This window comes from uncultured Parabacteroides sp., from assembly GCF_947855115.1.
Lineage (GTDB): Bacteria > Bacteroidota > Bacteroidia > Bacteroidales > Tannerellaceae > Parabacteroides.
In genome coordinates this window covers 1-16355 of sequence record NZ_CANTZW010000018.1, presented here as the reverse complement: position 1 = coordinate 16355, position 16355 = coordinate 1, and the positions used below count along the sequence as shown (strand labels likewise).

The 16355-nt window shown below is 45.6% G+C and carries 13 protein-coding genes and 4 tRNA genes; 2 read left to right on the top strand and 15 right to left on the bottom strand.

Translation table 11 applies throughout. The annotated features are described in order from the left end of the window. Positions 1–46: 46 nt before the first annotated feature. The 7 genes from Q0110_RS11780 to Q0110_RS11750 form a co-directional block, all read right to left on the bottom strand. Entirely contained in the window at positions 47–1096 is a 1050-nt protein-coding gene (locus tag Q0110_RS11780) for a bifunctional oligoribonuclease/PAP phosphatase NrnA (protein ID WP_297906352.1), read from the bottom strand. Positions 1097–1134: 38 nt separating this feature from the next. Then, positions 1135–2421 (bottom strand): ComEC/Rec2 family competence protein, encoded by a 1287-nt coding sequence (locus Q0110_RS11775; RefSeq protein WP_297906350.1) that lies wholly within the window; start codon positions 2419–2421, stop codon positions 1135–1137. A 41-nt stretch (positions 2422–2462) separates the two neighbouring features. Next, on the bottom strand, positions 2463–3113 hold the full coding sequence (rpe, locus tag Q0110_RS11770) for a ribulose-phosphate 3-epimerase (protein ID WP_297906348.1): 651 nt from the start codon (positions 3111–3113) through the stop codon (positions 2463–2465). 77 nt (positions 3114–3190) lie between these two features. Continuing rightward, positions 3191–3364, bottom strand: coding sequence for a hypothetical protein (locus Q0110_RS11765; RefSeq protein ID WP_297906346.1), 174 nt, complete (start codon positions 3362–3364; stop codon positions 3191–3193). Positions 3365–3439: 75 nt separating this feature from the next. Next, positions 3440–4033 (bottom strand): sigma-70 family RNA polymerase sigma factor, encoded by a 594-nt coding sequence (locus tag Q0110_RS11760; protein WP_121735193.1) that lies wholly within the window; start codon positions 4031–4033, stop codon positions 3440–3442. 200 nt (positions 4034–4233) lie between these two features. Further along, positions 4234–5811: an outer membrane protein transport protein gene (locus Q0110_RS11755; RefSeq protein WP_297906343.1), complete on the bottom strand. Its 1578-nt coding sequence runs from the start codon at positions 5809–5811 to the stop codon at positions 4234–4236. 33 nt (positions 5812–5844) lie between these two features. Then, positions 5845–7152 carry a hypothetical protein gene (locus Q0110_RS11750; protein ID WP_297906341.1) on the bottom strand — a complete coding sequence of 436 codons (1308 nt, stop codon included), beginning with the start codon at positions 7150–7152 and terminating at the stop codon, positions 5845–5847. A gap of 289 nt (positions 7153–7441) precedes the next feature. Here Q0110_RS11750 and Q0110_RS11745 point away from each other — a divergent pair, with 289 nt between their 5' ends. Further along, positions 7442–9511, top strand: a complete 2070-nt coding sequence (locus tag Q0110_RS11745) for a cation:proton antiporter (protein ID WP_297906339.1) — start codon at positions 7442–7444, stop codon at positions 9509–9511. Between the two features lie 180 nt (positions 9512–9691). Here the strand turns inward: Q0110_RS11745 and Q0110_RS11740 are convergent. From Q0110_RS11740 to Q0110_RS11710, 7 genes are all read right to left on the bottom strand, one after another. Then, positions 9692–9776 (bottom strand) — tRNA-Ser (locus Q0110_RS11740). Between the two features lie 15 nt (positions 9777–9791). Beyond that, positions 9792–9864 (bottom strand) — tRNA-Lys (locus Q0110_RS11735). A gap of 20 nt (positions 9865–9884) precedes the next feature. Then, positions 9885–9957: transfer RNA gene (locus Q0110_RS11730), tRNA-Lys, on the bottom strand. Positions 9958–9977: 20 nt separating this feature from the next. Then, positions 9978–10050 (bottom strand) — tRNA-Lys (locus Q0110_RS11725). 115 nt (positions 10051–10165) lie between these two features. Next, positions 10166–10969 carry an MBL fold metallo-hydrolase gene (locus Q0110_RS11720; RefSeq protein WP_297906337.1) on the bottom strand — a complete coding sequence of 268 codons (804 nt, stop codon included), beginning with the start codon at positions 10967–10969 and terminating at the stop codon, positions 10166–10168. Between the two features lie 48 nt (positions 10970–11017). Then, positions 11018–12082 carry an asparaginase gene (locus Q0110_RS11715; RefSeq protein ID WP_297906336.1) on the bottom strand — a complete coding sequence of 355 codons (1065 nt, stop codon included), beginning with the start codon at positions 12080–12082 and terminating at the stop codon, positions 11018–11020. 21 nt (positions 12083–12103) lie between these two features. Next, positions 12104–12715: a trimeric intracellular cation channel family protein gene (locus Q0110_RS11710; protein WP_297906335.1), complete on the bottom strand. Its 612-nt coding sequence runs from the start codon at positions 12713–12715 to the stop codon at positions 12104–12106. A 172-nt stretch (positions 12716–12887) separates the two neighbouring features. On the opposite strand from Q0110_RS11710, the gene Q0110_RS11705 reads away from it, so the two are divergent. Then, complete coding sequence (locus Q0110_RS11705; RefSeq protein ID WP_297906334.1) at positions 12888–14369, top strand: DUF3943 domain-containing protein; 1482 nt, start codon at positions 12888–12890, stop codon at positions 14367–14369. Here Q0110_RS11705 and Q0110_RS11700 read toward each other — a convergent pair. After that, on the bottom strand, positions 14366–16003 hold the full coding sequence (locus Q0110_RS11700; protein WP_297906333.1) for an ABC-F family ATP-binding cassette domain-containing protein: 1638 nt from the start codon (positions 16001–16003) through the stop codon (positions 14366–14368). The genes Q0110_RS11705 and Q0110_RS11700 overlap by 4 nt on opposite strands. Positions 16004–16355 lie beyond the last annotated feature (352 nt).

Genomic DNA, 16355 nt, shown 5'->3' with positions numbered 1-16355 from the left:
GTCTTTAATTGAATGAATCGCAAATGTAAATAATCTTCGTCAAACCTTACGCATGTTTGCCTAAATCTTCTGATTTATTAGGATTAAATTCCTGTAAACCTTTCTCAAACACGGCTACGGCCTCAGATAAAGAGCCATAGAACTCACCTCCGGACGCATTTTTATGTCCACCCCCATTGAAATAAGTAGAGGCAAACTGGTTACAAGGGAAATCGCCCACGGAACGAAGCGATATCTTTATATAATCTCTGTCTTCACGAATAAAAACGCTAAAGCTCACATTCTCTATGCTCAACGGTAAGTTCACGAAGCCTTCCGTATCTCCTGTCTGGTACTGAAAGCGATCCAGTTCCTCTTTCGATAACGTAATAAGAGCCGCCTGTTGTTCCGGATAAACTTTCATCTTCTCATACAGCACATACCCCATCATACGCAAACGACACTCGGAGTATACCTGATTCACCTTGCGGTAGATCAAATCCTTATCAATCCCTTTCTTGATCAACTCACTGACGATCGTATAAATCTCCGGCTTATTCGAGTTATAAGTGAAAGAGCCCGTATCCGTCATCATACCCGTATAGATACAAATCGCGGCATCCCGGTTCAATAAATCGAACATTCCCATACGACAGATAAAACGGAAGACCATCTCACTGGTAGAAGACATCTCCGGATACGACATGGTCACACGGCAGAAATCAGCGGGGTTCAGATGATGATCGATCATCACCTTACGGCCTTCCGAGGCGATCACCGCCGGAGCTAATTTCTCAATTCGTTTAGGTTCATTAAAGTCCAAGCAGAAAATAACATCCGCTTCCTTGATCAGTTTCTCGGCGAAATCCGGATATTTCTCATGGATCACGACATCCTTAGCCCCCGGCATCCATCGGTAAAAGGAAGGGAATGAATTAGGTACCACAACAGCGACATTATCTTTACCGTAAACGGATAGGAAATGATATAAACCAAGGGATGAACCTAATGCGTCGCCATCTGGTGAGACATGCGTCACGATAACAAAACTCTCGCCTTTCTCTACGTATTTTTTGGCTTTCTGAATCTTCTCTTCTTGAATGATTTTAGTGATCATATAATCTTTTTGTTTTCACCCCCAAAGGTACGACTTTTTTAGTTTCCGGCTATCAAAAAAAGTTCAATAAGAATCTTTACCGATATTATTAACAAAAGGACTAAAGCGGCTAACAGAACCTTCGGCTCCCGTATCTTCATGTATATCAGACCTAAGACTAAAACCCCATAACTTCCCAACATCTCAAAGAAGCCAAAATGCCCCGTAATCGTCGCATAGGGCATAGCGCTGAATACTTCCACCACCTTTCCCATGCCATGAACCAGCCCTTCCACGATCCTTTGTACCCAGTCGTACCCATATAAATCCACCGGATAACACAACCATAGAAAGGCAAGAGGTATCAAAAACATAGCCAAGAAAGTAACCGGAAGATTCGTAAACAAAAAGACCGTGGAAAATTGTCCGAAATAATAAAAACAAAGGAAAGCGGTCCCCACCTGTGCGGCGACAGATACAATAATCCATTCCCAAGGTATGGCCAACAGTGGATTTCTGACCTCTATCCACTTTCTTAAACGAGGCACAAGGAACAAAATAAAAAACACGGCTAAATAACTCAACTGAAAACCGATATCAAACAAATAATACGGTTCATAGGCCAACATGCAAAAAGCGGCGGCAGCCCATGTATTATATCCATCCGTAGTACGACGGAGTACCTTCCCTGTTAAATACAGGGATAACATCAAGGCCGCCCGTACCGCCGAGGGTGCCAACCCCGTGATAAAGACAAATCCCCAAAGACTTCCCACCAGAACGATATAACGAACCCAACGCCCCATCCCCCATCTTGGCATAAACGAGCAAAAGAAAGATAAGAATCCACAAACTACGGCAACATGAAAGCCACTCACCGCTAATATATGGGATACTCCCGCCAATGAGAAACGTTTTTTCGTTTCCCGGCTCATCGCTTTTTTGTATCCTAAAGTCAATGTCGCTAAAATAGATTTTTCTTCCTCAGACAAGCGTAAATGATCAAATGTATTCACCAAAGAATATTGGGCCTCGACCGCCATCAAACTTAACGAAGAAGCAGATTCATTTACGAAAGCTATACGCCGGTCACTATACCAACATACCTCTACTGCCAAGAATAAGATCAAGACTGAGATTATGGCTCCCCACACCCAACGGGAATCGTATCGTATCATTGCGCATGCCCATCCTCGCGATACGCAAAGAAGAAGAAATATCAAGGTAGCCAATGTTCCCAAGACCGTGAGAAGCAAAGAGGTCGGTAATAGCGTATAGAGTAAAATTCCGGTTATCCACAAAAAAAGCGGCCGCACAAAAGGCCGCTTTTGTATTTCCTCGATCATAATAATAGTTTGGTTTTGGTTGATATATTTATCCGTGTCTTCTACAAAGCTTTCAAATCCTTGATCGTTTGTTCCGGATCAGGAGAGCTGAACACGAAATTACCTGCAACCAGCACATTGGCACCCGCATCGACCAAACGCTTTCCCGTATCCAAATTCACCCCTCCGTCTACCTCGATTAAGGTATCCAATCCTTTCCGGTCTATCATTTCCCGCAAACGGGCCACTTTTTCCACAGAATGCTCTATGAAACGTTGACCTCCAAATCCCGGATTCACGGACATCAGCAAAACCATGTCCACGTCTTGGATAATATCTTCCAACAAACAGATTGGCGTATGCGGATTCAAGGTAACCCCCGCCTTCATACCCGCCTCCTTAATAGCGGCTACCGTCCGGTGTAAATGAGTACATGCCTCATAATGCACGTTCATCATATAGGCTCCCGTAGCCGCAACTTCTGGAATAAACTTCTGGGGCTCCACGATCATCAAGTGTACATCCATCGGTTTCCGGCACATGGGCTTCAATGCGTTAAGCACCGGGAAACCAAATGAGATATTCGGCACGAAAACCCCATCCATAATATCCAGATGCAACCAATCGGCGTCACTCTTATTTATCATTTCCACTTCTTTCCGTAAATCCAAGAAATTAGCGGAAAGAAGGGAAGGCGCTATCAAATGCTTCATAATCTTGTCTTTTGTTTTTACAAAAGTACAAAAAAAAGAAAGAGAACCTAATAATATAGATTCTCTTTCCATAAATCTTAGTTCAACACATACCCGCAGAGTTCCGGACGTATAGCCGGTTCTACTTGATAAGCCCTCGCAAACTGTTTCAGGAAATCCATCGTTTGCTTCCGAGGCGAACTTTTCACCTCCGGGGCACTTTTCTTTTTTTTCTCTAAATCATCCATGCATCGCGTAGAAAGTTTCCTCATAGGCATCTTTATTTTTATTCTGTTTGCTAATAAAACGTACAGGCCTAAGACTTATTGCATGGGAAAAGAATTATTTTATACCATAGACAACTCGATACGGTTCTCATCGGCCATACGCCGCATATTTAAGATAGCGTAACGCATACGCCCCAAGGCCGTATTAATGCTAACTCCCGTGATATCGGCGATTTCCTTAAAGCTAAGATCTTGATAGTAACGCATCTCCAATACCTCACGTTGGCTATCTGGCAAATGTTTCACCAATTTCTTAACATCCGACAACACCTGGTGACGTACGATATTATCCTCTATCGTACCATCGCAAAGCTTGATATTATTGAACAAATCGATTTCTACCTCATCATTCGAGATCGTGTTCTCGCTACGCTCCTGACGAAAGTTATCTATAATCAAATTGTGAGCGATACGGGTAATCCAAGCCTTAAACTTACCATTCTCGGTATAGCGACCTTGTTTTATAGTCATAATAACCTTTACGAAAGTCTCTTGAAAGATATCCTCCGTAAGTTCCTTGTTACGTACAATGAAATAAATGTAAGAATGAATGCTACTTTTGTATCGATTTAATAAAATATCGAAAGCAGCATTATTACCTTCTGCATAAAGGACAACCAATTCCTCGTCGGTCATCATTTTTAAAGTCTTCATTACTTCCACATTTTTAGTTTATTCGAGTAATGTTTATGCTATAGGCGATGCGGTTTAATTGTTATACAATGTTATTTACGAAGGCAAAAGAACAAAAAATATTTTAATCTGACAAACTTTTTATTTCAAATTATAAAAGAATGTCCCCTGTCCGCACCTTTAACGTACGAACAGGGGACTTTACTGATCTAAATATATAATTAAAACTTGTATCCTAATGTCAACGCAACACGGGTCGTATTGTTTTTCAACGTAGCCGGCTGAGCCTCCATAAGCTTTTCCCCATCCTCTATCATATTAGAGAATATATAAGCGTCTTCTTTATAAGAACCTATGACACAGGCTAAATCCGTATAAAAATTAGGAGTGAAACGATATCCCAAACCCACCGTATAACTTGTCGTCCCTTTATATATCGTAAAATGAGGGATTGTCCCAACAGTGGCGATCTCTATATCACCATTCTTTATCGGATCCTTAAGCGGACTATCACTATACGCGACACCGGCTCTCACGGCAAACTGAGGAGTCGGCTTGAACTCCGCGCCCACACGAATCGTATTTCCCATCTTGAAATTGTTCGATATATCTTCATTCGTCACAAGATTACTACTGCCATCCGTCTGATACATTCGCATGTTCTTATAATTGGTCAACTCATAATCCACGCTTATCAAGCCCACCGTCCCGAAAATAGCTGCCGCACTAAACAACCATTTGTCCGGAGAACGATACTCATAGTCATAAACCCCTTTGGGAGTACTCGCATCCAGCTTAGGATCATCCAAAAATGGAATATCCGTTCCCGCATGCCCTTGATAATAATCGGTCATCTTATACCACACCGGAGAATTATAGGCAACCCCCAAGCGCAGAAAATCCACAGGACGGACGATAGCGCCGATATTGAAAGAATAGCCGGTACCATCCGTCTTCAGATAATTATCTAAATATAAATTACTATTCCTCGTAAATCCCTCATCATACCTGGATTCGTACTCATATTTCAGATCAGTGATGCTGACATCCGCGCCAAACATGAACATCTCGGATATATTTAGGCCAAAAGCCATATTATACTTGTCTATAGAGCCCCATTCCGAGACACGCAACTCCGCCCCTTCCAAGTTCAAGAACTCCTGAGTAGCGGGATCATAAAAAGCGCTGGAATATACATTACCTTCATTATTTGCCGGCACCGTATATCCCCCTTGAAAACTCAAGATAGACAACCAGTCTCCGATATTAGGATTTTCGTAAGGGTTATACCCATCGGAACTGGCTAAATCAGCGGCAGGCAGACCGTAAGAGCGCAAAGCCGTGTAATCAGACAAAGAGGTATGCAAATTTCCCGCTGTATTTAACGTATAGTTTCTTCTATAATTTTTTACCCGGTTATAAGAGAAACCAACATTCCAACTCACCAGTCCCTCATCATTTCCTGTAGGGAAATAACCTACGTAAGCGATATTATCAAAACTAAACGTATTCTTCCCCTCATCCACCTTATTCCCTAGCCAATCAGACTTGGCGTTAACAGCCGATAAGCTAAAGGTTGTCACGATCTCGGAGCTATGATAAACCGCCAACCCAGCCGGATTCGTGTTCATCGCAGATATATCGCCACCTAGCGCACCAAAAGCCCCGCCCATTCCCAGATACCGGGCCGTACCACTCAATTCAGTTTGGGAATACCTAAAAGCGTCTAATTGCGACTGGGAAAAAGCGGTACCGCCACATAAAGCAAGCACCGACATCATAATTCCTATTTTTCTCATCTTATCTCTATTTTATCATCCATACATTCAAAATTACCGACGTCCACCACCGGAACGACCTCCACTGTAAGAACCACTAGAACCACCCGAACGGCCTCCGCCACTGCTAAAAGAACCACTGGAACGACCTCCCGTATATCCCGAAGAAGAACCCAGTGAGCTACGACGAGACGGTGTATAACTTCTAGACTGCACAGAAGACCTAGAAGAACTATTGGACGAAGAGTTACTACGGATAGAAGAAGAACGACTCGGCGCCACATATTGACGTCCCGCGCTCGATGAGTTGCTCGAACTTATACGAGTACGAACACCGCTTGAGGAAGACGCGCTTCCCCGATTTGCGGAAGATCTACGACCAGCCCCAGATATAGCGGCAGCCTCGCTTCTCGTGTAAGAACCTCTGCCGTTACTCAGAGACGAGGAGGAAGGACGTGTAGATGTACCGGCGCCTTTCAGCGAAGAGGCTCTTCCGCTCGAACGGCCAGATGTGTACCGTCCGCTACTATATCCTGAACTACGTCCAGAGGAATACCCCCTATTATCCCGATAAGAAGATCGCCCGTTCGCATAATGACGATAGGGTGTCGCGTAATGGTGATGATGCCCCCAGTAGCCACCACCCCAATATCCCGGGCCCCAATATCCGCCCCAACCCCAATGCGGGCCATACCATGGATCGTACCACGGGCTATAATATCCGGCATAGAAACCTCCCCAGCCCCAGCCGAATCCCCAAGACGGACCGTAAAAACGAGCTGAATAAGTCCACCACGGGCTATAACCATAAAACCAAGGATCGTACCAACCAGTATACCAAGGCGACCCCCAGCTATTACCTACATTGACATACAAATTTACGTTTGCGCTACCGTTCGAGTAATCCGTATCATAACCATAGCCGTAATATCCGTCACTCAGATACAGATCCACTTGATCCGCCCCGGCGATCGTAATCTTACTCGGTGAATGATAACGAACGATACGTTCCGTATACTCAGTATCCGAGCGGCGTTCGGAAGATGAGTCGTTTCCATCACTATCCTTATAATCCGCGGAGTCATCCTCACGATAAGGCTCCTCTACCTCCACAGAAGCGTACCGACGATTATATTCATCCACGTCCCGGCTGTCCGAATCAGAAAAGGCCTTGCTCTCGGCTGTCGCGACCGGAGTCCTAGACTCCTGCTTCGGCTGAACAACCTCTTTCTCTTCAACCTGTTCTTTCTTTTTCTTGCTTTTGGAAGAGAAATACACATCATCAAAGAACTCCTCCTGAGCCGCAGCGCTAAATGCGATCAGAATCATCATCACTAAAGATGTTAATTTCATGGGTTTCATATTTGTTTCTCCTCTACATTAAATAAATATTTTTCTCTTTTCATGTTTGATACCCTTTTATGCCAAGGGTTTAAACGCTTTTTAGTTTTATAACAATAAACTCAACGCAAGATATGTACAAATATACTCGGTTCACTCTTATGTCCCAAGATTTATATATACTTTAACTTATAAAACTCACACATTTATTGTTATCTATAAAAGAAGATGCAATGTTGGCATAAACGCTGCAAACTCGACAAATTCTTCTTATATTTGTTTTCAAGTTAAAACGTAAAAAATACGAATTATGATATTAGCATCGACAATAGATTTCACGTTACCGCTAGCGGACCCTGTATTGAAATTCCTTTTAATCCTCTTGATAATCTTGGCCGCTCCGCTCCTGCTCAATAAGCTTAGGATACCTCACCTATTGGGCCTGATCATCGCCGGAGCCATCATCGGGCCACACGGATTCAACCTAGTATTGCGAGATAGCAGCATCATTCTCTCCGGAACGGCGGGATTACTCTACATCATGTTCCTCGCCGGATTAGAGATCGACATGGGAGATTTCAAGAGAAATAGCGCGAAGAGCCTCATTTTCGGTATGTACACCTTCCTCATACCGATGGCGCTCGGTACGATAATCGGGATATGGGTATTAAAATTCAGTGTTTTGACATCTATTTTATTGGCCAGCATGTTCGCTTCTCATACGCTAATCGCTTACCCGATAATCAGCAAGCTGGGAATCAGTAAAAACAATGCGGTAAGCATAACAGTCGGAGGTACGATGATTACCGACACGCTGGCTTTACTGGTCTTAACGATTATTGTAGGCATGGCTACCGGGCAGGTCAATGATATGTTCTGGATTCGCTTAGGGGTATCGATCGTGGTATTCACGCTAATCGTATTGCTAGGGTTTCCTTTTATCGGCCGTTGGTTCTTCAAGCACGTACACGATAATATCTCCCAATATATATTCGTACTGGTAATGGTATTCCTAGGATCGTTTCTAGCTCAGTTGGCCGGGATGGAAGCGATTATCGGGGCTTTCTTGTCCGGGTTGGCCTTGAATCGCCTTATCCCTCAAAGCTCTCCCCTGATGAATCGCGTAGAATTTGTCGGGAACGCCATATTCATTCCTTTCTTTTTGCTCAGCGTAGGTATGCTGATCGACTACCGGGCTTTCTTCACCAGCTTCGATACGATCAAAGTGGGATTAATCATGATTATCGTTGCCACGGTCGCAAAATATATAGCCGCTTGGCTGACACAAAAGACATTCCGCCTATCTGTTGATCAGCGAAGCGTTATTTTTGGCTTAAGCAACGCGCAAGCCGCCGCCACGTTAGCCGCCGTCTTGGTTGGATATAACGTGATCATCGGAACGACACCGGAAGGCGAACCCATCCGTTTATTGAACGAGAGCGTACTGAATGGCACGATCTTGATGATCCTTGTCACCTGCACGATCGCCTCCTTTGCCGCCCAGAAAGGAGCACATAATATAGCGGCTCAAGAAAGCTCCGATGAAGAGATAAATAAAGGAGACCGGTCCGAGCATATATTGATACCGGTCAGCAACGAGGAAACCGTAGAGGAATTGGTCAATCTGAGCCTGGCGATCAAATCCCCCCATAATAAAAACGGTTTATATGCCTTAAAAGTGATCGACAATCATAGCTCCGACGAGAAAATATTAAAGCAATCCCGCAAAGTCTTGCAAACGGCGGTCAACACAGCCGCGGCTACAGATACCCGGATGAAGGAATTGTTAAGATACGACCTCAGCGTCTCCAACGCGATCGCCAGCGTAGTGAAGGAACGGGAAATCACAGATATGGTGCTCGGCTTACATAAGGAAAGAGATATTCCCGCCGATTTCCTGGGGCATATCGTAGAAAGCGTATTGGCAGCGAGCAGCGTAAGCACTTTCATCTACAAGCCGGTCCAGCCCATCGCTACCGTGAAACGGCATTTGATTATCGTTCCCGAGTTGGCCGAAAAAGAAATCGGTTTCAATCAAATCATCAACCGCCTTTGGAATGTAGTCCAGAATACAGGCGCAAAAACGGTTTTCTACGGATCGGAAACAACCCTGAACGTTTTAAAGAAACTACTCGCGAAGAAAAGCAGGGAGATTACTTATACCGAATTTAGCGATTGGGACGATTTCCTGATCGTATTCCGGGATATCAAGCCCGATGATACCATGTGGATTATCCTCAGCCGCAAGGAAGGACTTTCTTACGCACCTATCATGGCCCGCATCCCGAAATACCTCAATAAATATTTCCAAGCAAACAATTTCGTACTAGCCTATCCCATACAGGCCGGAATGAACGAGAGTACTCGCTACTTAACATAATCGTTCAAGATATCAGTTTCTCTCGCCAAGGCTTGCGGGGTGAATAGGGCATTTTCCACTTAGCGTATCCTAGACGAAGTATTAGTGTAGGATACGCGTTGATGTATCCCCTTGGCCGATAAACGGAAACATATAAAAACAAAAAATCCCGTAAAGTTCTCACTCTACGGGAATCATTTGCGGAAAGACAGGGATTCGAACCCCGGGAACCTCTCGGTTCAACGGTTTTCAAGACCGCCGCAATCGACCACTCTGCCATCTTTCCAATAAGTAAATTGCGTGACCTGGGAGGGGCTCGAACCCTCGACCCAATGATTAAGAGTCATTTGCTCTACCAACTGAGCTACCAAGTCAACATTTCATCTATCTAGAGTGACCTGGGAGGGGCTCGAACCCTCGACCCAATGATTAAGAGTCATTTGCTCTACCAACTGAGCTACCAAGTCAACATTTCATCTATCTAGAGTGACCTGGGAGGGGCTCGAACCCTCGACCCAATGATTAAGAGTCATTTGCTCTACCAACTGAGCTACCAAGTCATTCTGTTTCGCTATCGTTATTCTTCAAACCACCGTTTGTTTCTCGATTGCGGGTGCAAAGATAGAGGTTTTATTTTTCTTCGCAAACTTTTCCACCATTTTTTTCATGATTTTTTTAATCAAACTCGTAAATATCCGAGGGGGTAGTTCGCTTCAACGCAACCAATGAAACATCCTTCCCTACCCTTATCCCTTCTTGGAAAAGACGTATATCCACTGTCTTATAAGCCAATTCGGGATGGTTATTATCCCGGCTGAGATGGCAAAGCCAGATATTCTTCAAACCGGTATTATAATGGGTCGCCAAGAACTCCGCCGCTTCCCGGTTACTCAAATGCCCGGTAGGACTTGCCACCCGCTCTTTCAAGAAAGCGGGATACGTGCCGAAACGCAACATCTCCTCATCATAGTTCGCTTCCAATATCAAATGGTTCGCCATGCATATATACTTTCCTACCGTATCCGTGATATGCCCCACGTCGGTAGCGAAAGTGAATTTATGATTGCCATACTCAATATGGTAACCCACGTTATCAGTACTATCGTGAGGCACCTCGAAAGCCGTGATACGGAAATCACGGATCAGGAACGGAACTTCTTTTTCTATAACTTTGCGAGAGGCGCATAAGGTTTCCTCCACATACCGGCTCTTATCAATCCCCCGGTGCACACCGGCTGTCGCATAGACGGGGATACAAAGCTTCTCGCCCAGATACCCGACCGTCTTGATATGATCCGCATGATCATGGGTGATCAACACGGCCACGATCTTTGAAAAATCGATCGACCGATCTTTCAAAACTTTTTTTATGGTCCGGATCCCGATACCTGCGTCAATCAGTATACCGAATTCCGGAGTCCCTAAATAATAGCAATTCCCACTGCTCCCACTCGCTAAACTCAGAAATGATAGTTTCATACTCTCCTACTCCGCAACACTGTTTTTTTCTGTTTTACATAGTATACACTAGGGGCGGAACGTCTCAGGGATCGATACCTCCCCGATCAACGAGCAATTCATGTGCTCCTTCACCTCATCGGGTGTCAGCCCGTGGCCGAAAAGGAACATCAGCTTCGTCACGGCGCTCTCTGTCGTACTGTCGAAGCCGCTCGTAACGCCTGCCTCCAACAATTTATGCCCCGTCTCGTAACGGTGCATCTCCACGCTTCCGGCCCTGCACTGGGTAACATTCACGATAACGATACCACGGTCTACGGCCTCCTTCAACATATCCAAGAACCATTCCTCGCACGGAGCGTTACCGCTCCCGAATGTTTCCATCACCACGCCCTTCAGACCCGGGATATTCAGGATACTTTCCACTACCTGCGGAGAAATTCCGGGGAATAGCTTGAGTATAGCGATATTTCGGTCCAACAAATAATGTGGCTTCAGCGGTTTACGCGATACCGGATGATATACCTGTGGCAGATCATACTTGATATAGATACCCGCATGGGCTAAAGCCGGGTAGTTGTACGAACGGAACGCATTAAAATTATCCGCGTTAATCTTACTCGTACGATTCCCCCTCAATAAATCATTCTCAAAAAATACACAGACTTCCGGAACCAACGGCAGACCGTTTTCCTTGGCGGCCGCTATCTCGATCGCCGTAATCAGGTTCTCCTTTCCATCGGTACGCAACATCCCGATCGGCAGTTGCGATCCCGTAAGGATCACCGGTTTACTCAGGTTCTCAAGCATAAAGCTCAACGCCGAAGCCGTATACGACATCGTATCCGTTCCATGCAACACCACGAAACCATCGAATTTCTGATAATTCTCGGCGATGATCCTTACGATCTTCATCCATGAGTCCGGCCCCATCTCCGAGGAATCCATCGGCGGGTCAAATTGTATCGTTTCTACCGAATATCCCAGTTTCTTCAACTCCGGCATATTATCCTTCAAATGCTGGAAGTTAAACGACTCTAACACACCGGTCTCCGGATTCTCGATCATACCTATCGTCCCACCCGTATATATCAATAGGATGGAAGCCTCGTCTTGTTGAGTATGCATGTCCATATAATTTGCAAAGTTAATAAATTATTCTTCTCCTTTCAATACCGGAACACTTATATGATACTTTACGGCGATTATACGTGCGAGGAATACGCTTAGCGCCGACACGAACTGTATCATCGCCGCCGACATGGAAGTCTGCATACATACATAATATATCAAACCTCCGAAAACGCAAGCCAACGCATAAATATCTTTCCGGAATATCAATGGTTCCTCATTAATCAATATATCCCGTACCATACCGCCAAATGATCCGGTTATCGTACCCATCACGATAGCCACCCACATGGGAAAGCCGAAATCCAAGGTCTTGGCGATACCTACCACCACGAACAATCCCAGCCCGATAGCATCGAAAATAAAAAAGGTATTGTTCAAACGGATCACGTACTTTCGGAAAGCGATAACAAACAACAAAGCCAAGGCCGAGACGACCAAATAAGAAGCCTGCTCCATCCAAAAGGGTACCGCATTCAATAAAATATCACGAATTGTACCTCCTCCCACAGCGGTCACGACACCCACCACGTAAGCGCCGAACCAATCAAATTGTTTTGCGGAAGCCAATCTTATGCCACTTATGGCGAACGCAAAGGTCCCCGCATAGTCACAGAAGGTGATAAAATCTATCATTTTGTTTTTTTCGCGAAAATACGGAATAGTTCGCAAATAATAGCATTTATAGAAAGAATACCTAACAATAATTTAAACCAAACGAATCCCGTAATGTTTATTATATATAAGTTTGCGAAAGGTTAGAACCAATAACCTATTGATTTATATTCATAAAAGAGAATTGAGCTTGATGAGGATGAGAAAATATTTGTTGATCGGGTTGATTTGTTTGTTATCCGGCCAATGGATACGAGGGCAGCACTTCCCCCAGATGGATGCCCGCAATTACGTGAGCGACACAGCCCTTTTCATTCCACGCCGCCCTTGGCTGGCAACGGGCGAGGTATTCGGCATGAACATGGCAGTGTGGGCTTTCGACCGTTTTTTGATGAACGAGGATTTCGCAAAGATAAACGGGCATACGATCAAGCAAAACTTTAAGACCGGACCAGTTTGGGACACGGATAAGTTCTCCACCAACCTGGTAGCCCACCCCTATCACGGATCGTTATATTTCAACGCAGCCCGCGGCAACGGATTGAATTTCTGGCAATCTATTCCATTCGCGGCGGGAGGCAGCCTTATGTGGGAATTTTTCATGGAAGCGGAACCTCCTTCCATCAATGATATGCTTGCCACCACTTTCGGAGGCGTAGAACTGGGGGAGATCACTTACCGCCTTTCCGATCTATTCATCGACAATCGCACCCACGGGGCAGAGCGTGTGGGACGCGAGGTCTTATCCGGCCTGATCTCACCGATGCGGGCGATCAACCGTATCATCACGGGAGAAGCCTGGAAACACAGTAGTTCCAAAGGACGTGCATACACTTCCGTACCCGTGAATTTCATCATAGGCGCAGGTCCCCGGTTCTTGGCCGAGCAGGAAAGCTCCAAGCATGGCACCACGAGTATGCACGTATCTTTCCGGTTGGATTATGGAGATCCTTTCAACGATGACTATTATTCACCCTATGAATGGTTCCAATTGAGGGCCGGTTTCGATTTCTTTTCCAGCCAGCCGCTCATCAGTCAAGTCAACGCCGTAGGCGCTATATGGGGGAAACAGGTATGGAGCAAAGGCCCGCGCAGCCTGGCCGCGGGAATCTTCCAGCATTTCGATTATTACGATTCCGAGCTGAAATCCAATAGTACCCAAACGGTCGCCCCTTACCGCATATCGGAAGCGGCGGCGGTCGGCGGTGGATTGATCTATTACAAAAAAGGTACGCCCGATAATAAGGTAGATGTTTACGCCGAGTTATACGGAACAGGGGTCGCCTTGGGAGCCAGCATATCCGATTACCTCCGGCTGGAAGAGAGAGATTATAACTTAGGAAGCGGGTATAGCGTGAAAGCGTTTACCGGATTGGCCTACGATAAACGCTGGGCATTCTTGATCGACCTGGAGAACTACCATATATTCACTTGGAAAGGGTACGAGCCGGATATAGACTGGAACACGGTAGATCCTACGAAGCTAAACGTGCAAGGCGATGCCGGCAACGCACGTTTAACCGTATTTTCCACCACATTGGCCTATATGTCCAAGCATAAATGGAACCTAGCGTTGCGAAATCGCTATTTCTCCCGCCGTACCCATTATAAGTATTACAAAGATATAGACAACTCCACGTATGATATTATGCTGACGCTTGGGTGGAGGATTTAAATCTTTCGCTCAAGCTCACGCAAATTCTCCATTTTCTTGCGCCGCATAAACTCATAGATACCTTCCAGATGCTCCGTTACTTTCTGATTTCCGAACTCATAAACCTTAGATACCAGGCCATCCAAGAAGTCACGGTCGTGAGATACGACAATCAACGTCCCGTCGAAGTCAAGCAACGCCTGCTTCAATATGTCTTTTGTCTTCATATCCAAATGGTTCGTCGGCTCGTCCAGAATCAGCAGGTTCACGGGCTCCAACAATAACTTAATCATGGCCAGACGTGTACGCTCGCCACCGGAAAGCACTTTCACCTTCTTCACCGAGTTTTCGCCGCCAAACATGAAAGCTCCCAGCAGATCCTTGATCTTATTACGGATATCACCTTGCGCCACATCATCGATCGTCTGGAAAACCGTAAGGTTCTCATCCAGCAGAGAGGCTTGGTTCTGGGCGAAATAACCGATCATCACGTTATGCCCCAATGTCAATGTCCCCTCATGCTCGATCTCTTTCATGATACACTTCACCAAGGTAGACTTACCCTCGCCATTTTTCCCGACAAAGGCGATCTTATCCCCTCGCTCGATCGTCAGATTAACATTCCGGAAAACCGTATGATCACCATACGACTTCGAGACATTCTCGATCGTCACCGGGTAAGAACCCGAGCGGGGCGAAGGCGGGAATTTCAAGCGCAAAGCCGAGGTATCTTCCTCGTCCACCTCCAAAATCTCCAGCTTCTCCAGCATTTTCACACGGCTCTGCACCTGCAAGGTCTTGGAGTACGTACCCTTGAAACGCTCGATAAACTCTTTCGTATCGGCAATCATCTTCTGCTGCTCGTCATAAGCCTTCTGTTGTTGCTCGCGACGCTCCTTCCGCAGTTGCAGGTATTGGCTATAGTTTACCTTATAATCGTAAATCCGGCCCATCGTCACCTCGATCGTACGAGTCGTGATATGATCCACGAACGCACGGTCATGGCTGATTACCACCACGGCTTGGCCGTTATCGATCAAGAAATCCTCCAGCCACTGGATGGACTCGATATCCAAGTGATTCGTCGGCTCGTCCAGCAAAAGGACATCCGGTTTCTTCAACAGCAGTTTCGCCAACTCGATACGCATGCGCCAGCCACCGCTGAACTCACTGGTTTGCCGATTGAAATCCTCTCGCTTGAAACCCAGCCCCAACAAGGTTTTCTCTATATCGGCGTCGTAGTTAATCTCCTCTATGGAATAGAATTTCTCGCTCAAGGTAGAGACCCGCTCGATCAGCTCCATATAGCTATCCGACTCATAATCCGTACGAGTCTCCAATTGCTTATTCAATTCGGCGATCTCCGCCTCCATCTCGTGCAAATGAGCGAAAGCCTGCGCCGTCTCCTCGAAAACGGTACGGCCATCCTCCGTCATCAAATGCTGCGGCAGATAAGCGATCACGGTATCTCTAGGGGCGGACACTTTTCCGCGGCTTGGTTCCCGCACACCGGCCAATATCTTCAACAAGGTAGATTTACCGGCACCGTTCTTGCCCATCAAGGCGATACGATCTTTCTCGTTAATCACGAAAGAAATATCCGAGAAAAGAGCGCTTCCACCAAACTCTACTGTTAGTCCGTCAACTGAAATCATAAGTCTATTTTAATACATTAAATATAACGAAGCCGCGAAGATAAGAATAAATCCTTTTCATTAGGGATGTACAGGAGATTTCATACGATCTCTCCGGTACAAGACCAGGAAGAGATCGGTTGCCGACATCGTCGGCAATAATGCGGACGCTGTCGGAAAGATTGCGGACGCTGTCGGAAATGCCGCTGACGGCGTCGGCAACCGATTTCATAATGGATTAATCCCTCAAACAACCTTTAAAAAAAACAGAAACACCTGCATATTTTCCCATGAAACGCTTGTTTTATAAACAGAAAGCCCTATCTTTGCACCCGCTAATACAAACAGCTTAAATTAATTATTCAAACATGGC

What these genes read in the sequence shown, in the direction of transcription:
- Q0110_RS11720 (WP_297906337.1), bottom strand. Translation starts at nt 10,969, where the DNA reads ATGAAACTATCATTTCTGAGTTTAGCGAGTGGGAGCAGTGGGAATTGC.
- Q0110_RS11750 (WP_297906341.1), bottom strand. Translation starts at nt 7,152, where the DNA reads ATGAAACCCATGAAATTAACATCTTTAGTGATGATGATTCTGATCGCA.
- Q0110_RS11755 (WP_297906343.1), bottom strand. Translation starts at nt 5,811, where the DNA reads ATGAGAAAAATAGGAATTATGATGTCGGTGCTTGCTTTATGTGGCGGT.
- Q0110_RS11700 (WP_297906333.1), bottom strand. Translation starts at nt 16,003, where the DNA reads ATGATTTCAGTTGACGGACTAACAGTAGAGTTTGGTGGAAGCGCTCTT.
- Q0110_RS11765 (WP_297906346.1), bottom strand. Translation starts at nt 3,364, where the DNA reads ATGAGGAAACTTTCTACGCGATGCATGGATGATTTAGAGAAAAAAAAG.
- Q0110_RS11710 (WP_297906335.1), bottom strand. Translation starts at nt 12,715, where the DNA reads ATGATAGATTTTATCACCTTCTGTGACTATGCGGGGACCTTTGCGTTC.
- Q0110_RS11780 (WP_297906352.1), bottom strand. Translation starts at nt 1,096, where the DNA reads ATGATCACTAAAATCATTCAAGAAGAGAAGATTCAGAAAGCCAAAAAA.
- rpe (WP_297906348.1), bottom strand. Translation starts at nt 3,113, where the DNA reads ATGAAGCATTTGATAGCGCCTTCCCTTCTTTCCGCTAATTTCTTGGAT.
- Q0110_RS11705 (WP_297906334.1), top strand. Translation starts at nt 12,888, where the DNA reads ATGAGGATGAGAAAATATTTGTTGATCGGGTTGATTTGTTTGTTATCC.
- Q0110_RS11745 (WP_297906339.1), top strand. Translation starts at nt 7,442, where the DNA reads ATGATATTAGCATCGACAATAGATTTCACGTTACCGCTAGCGGACCCT.
- Q0110_RS11715 (WP_297906336.1), bottom strand. Translation starts at nt 12,082, where the DNA reads ATGGACATGCATACTCAACAAGACGAGGCTTCCATCCTATTGATATAT.
- Q0110_RS11760 (WP_121735193.1), bottom strand. Translation starts at nt 4,033, where the DNA reads ATGAAGACTTTAAAAATGATGACCGACGAGGAATTGGTTGTCCTTTAT.
- Q0110_RS11775 (WP_297906350.1), bottom strand. Translation starts at nt 2,421, where the DNA reads ATGATCGAGGAAATACAAAAGCGGCCTTTTGTGCGGCCGCTTTTTTTG.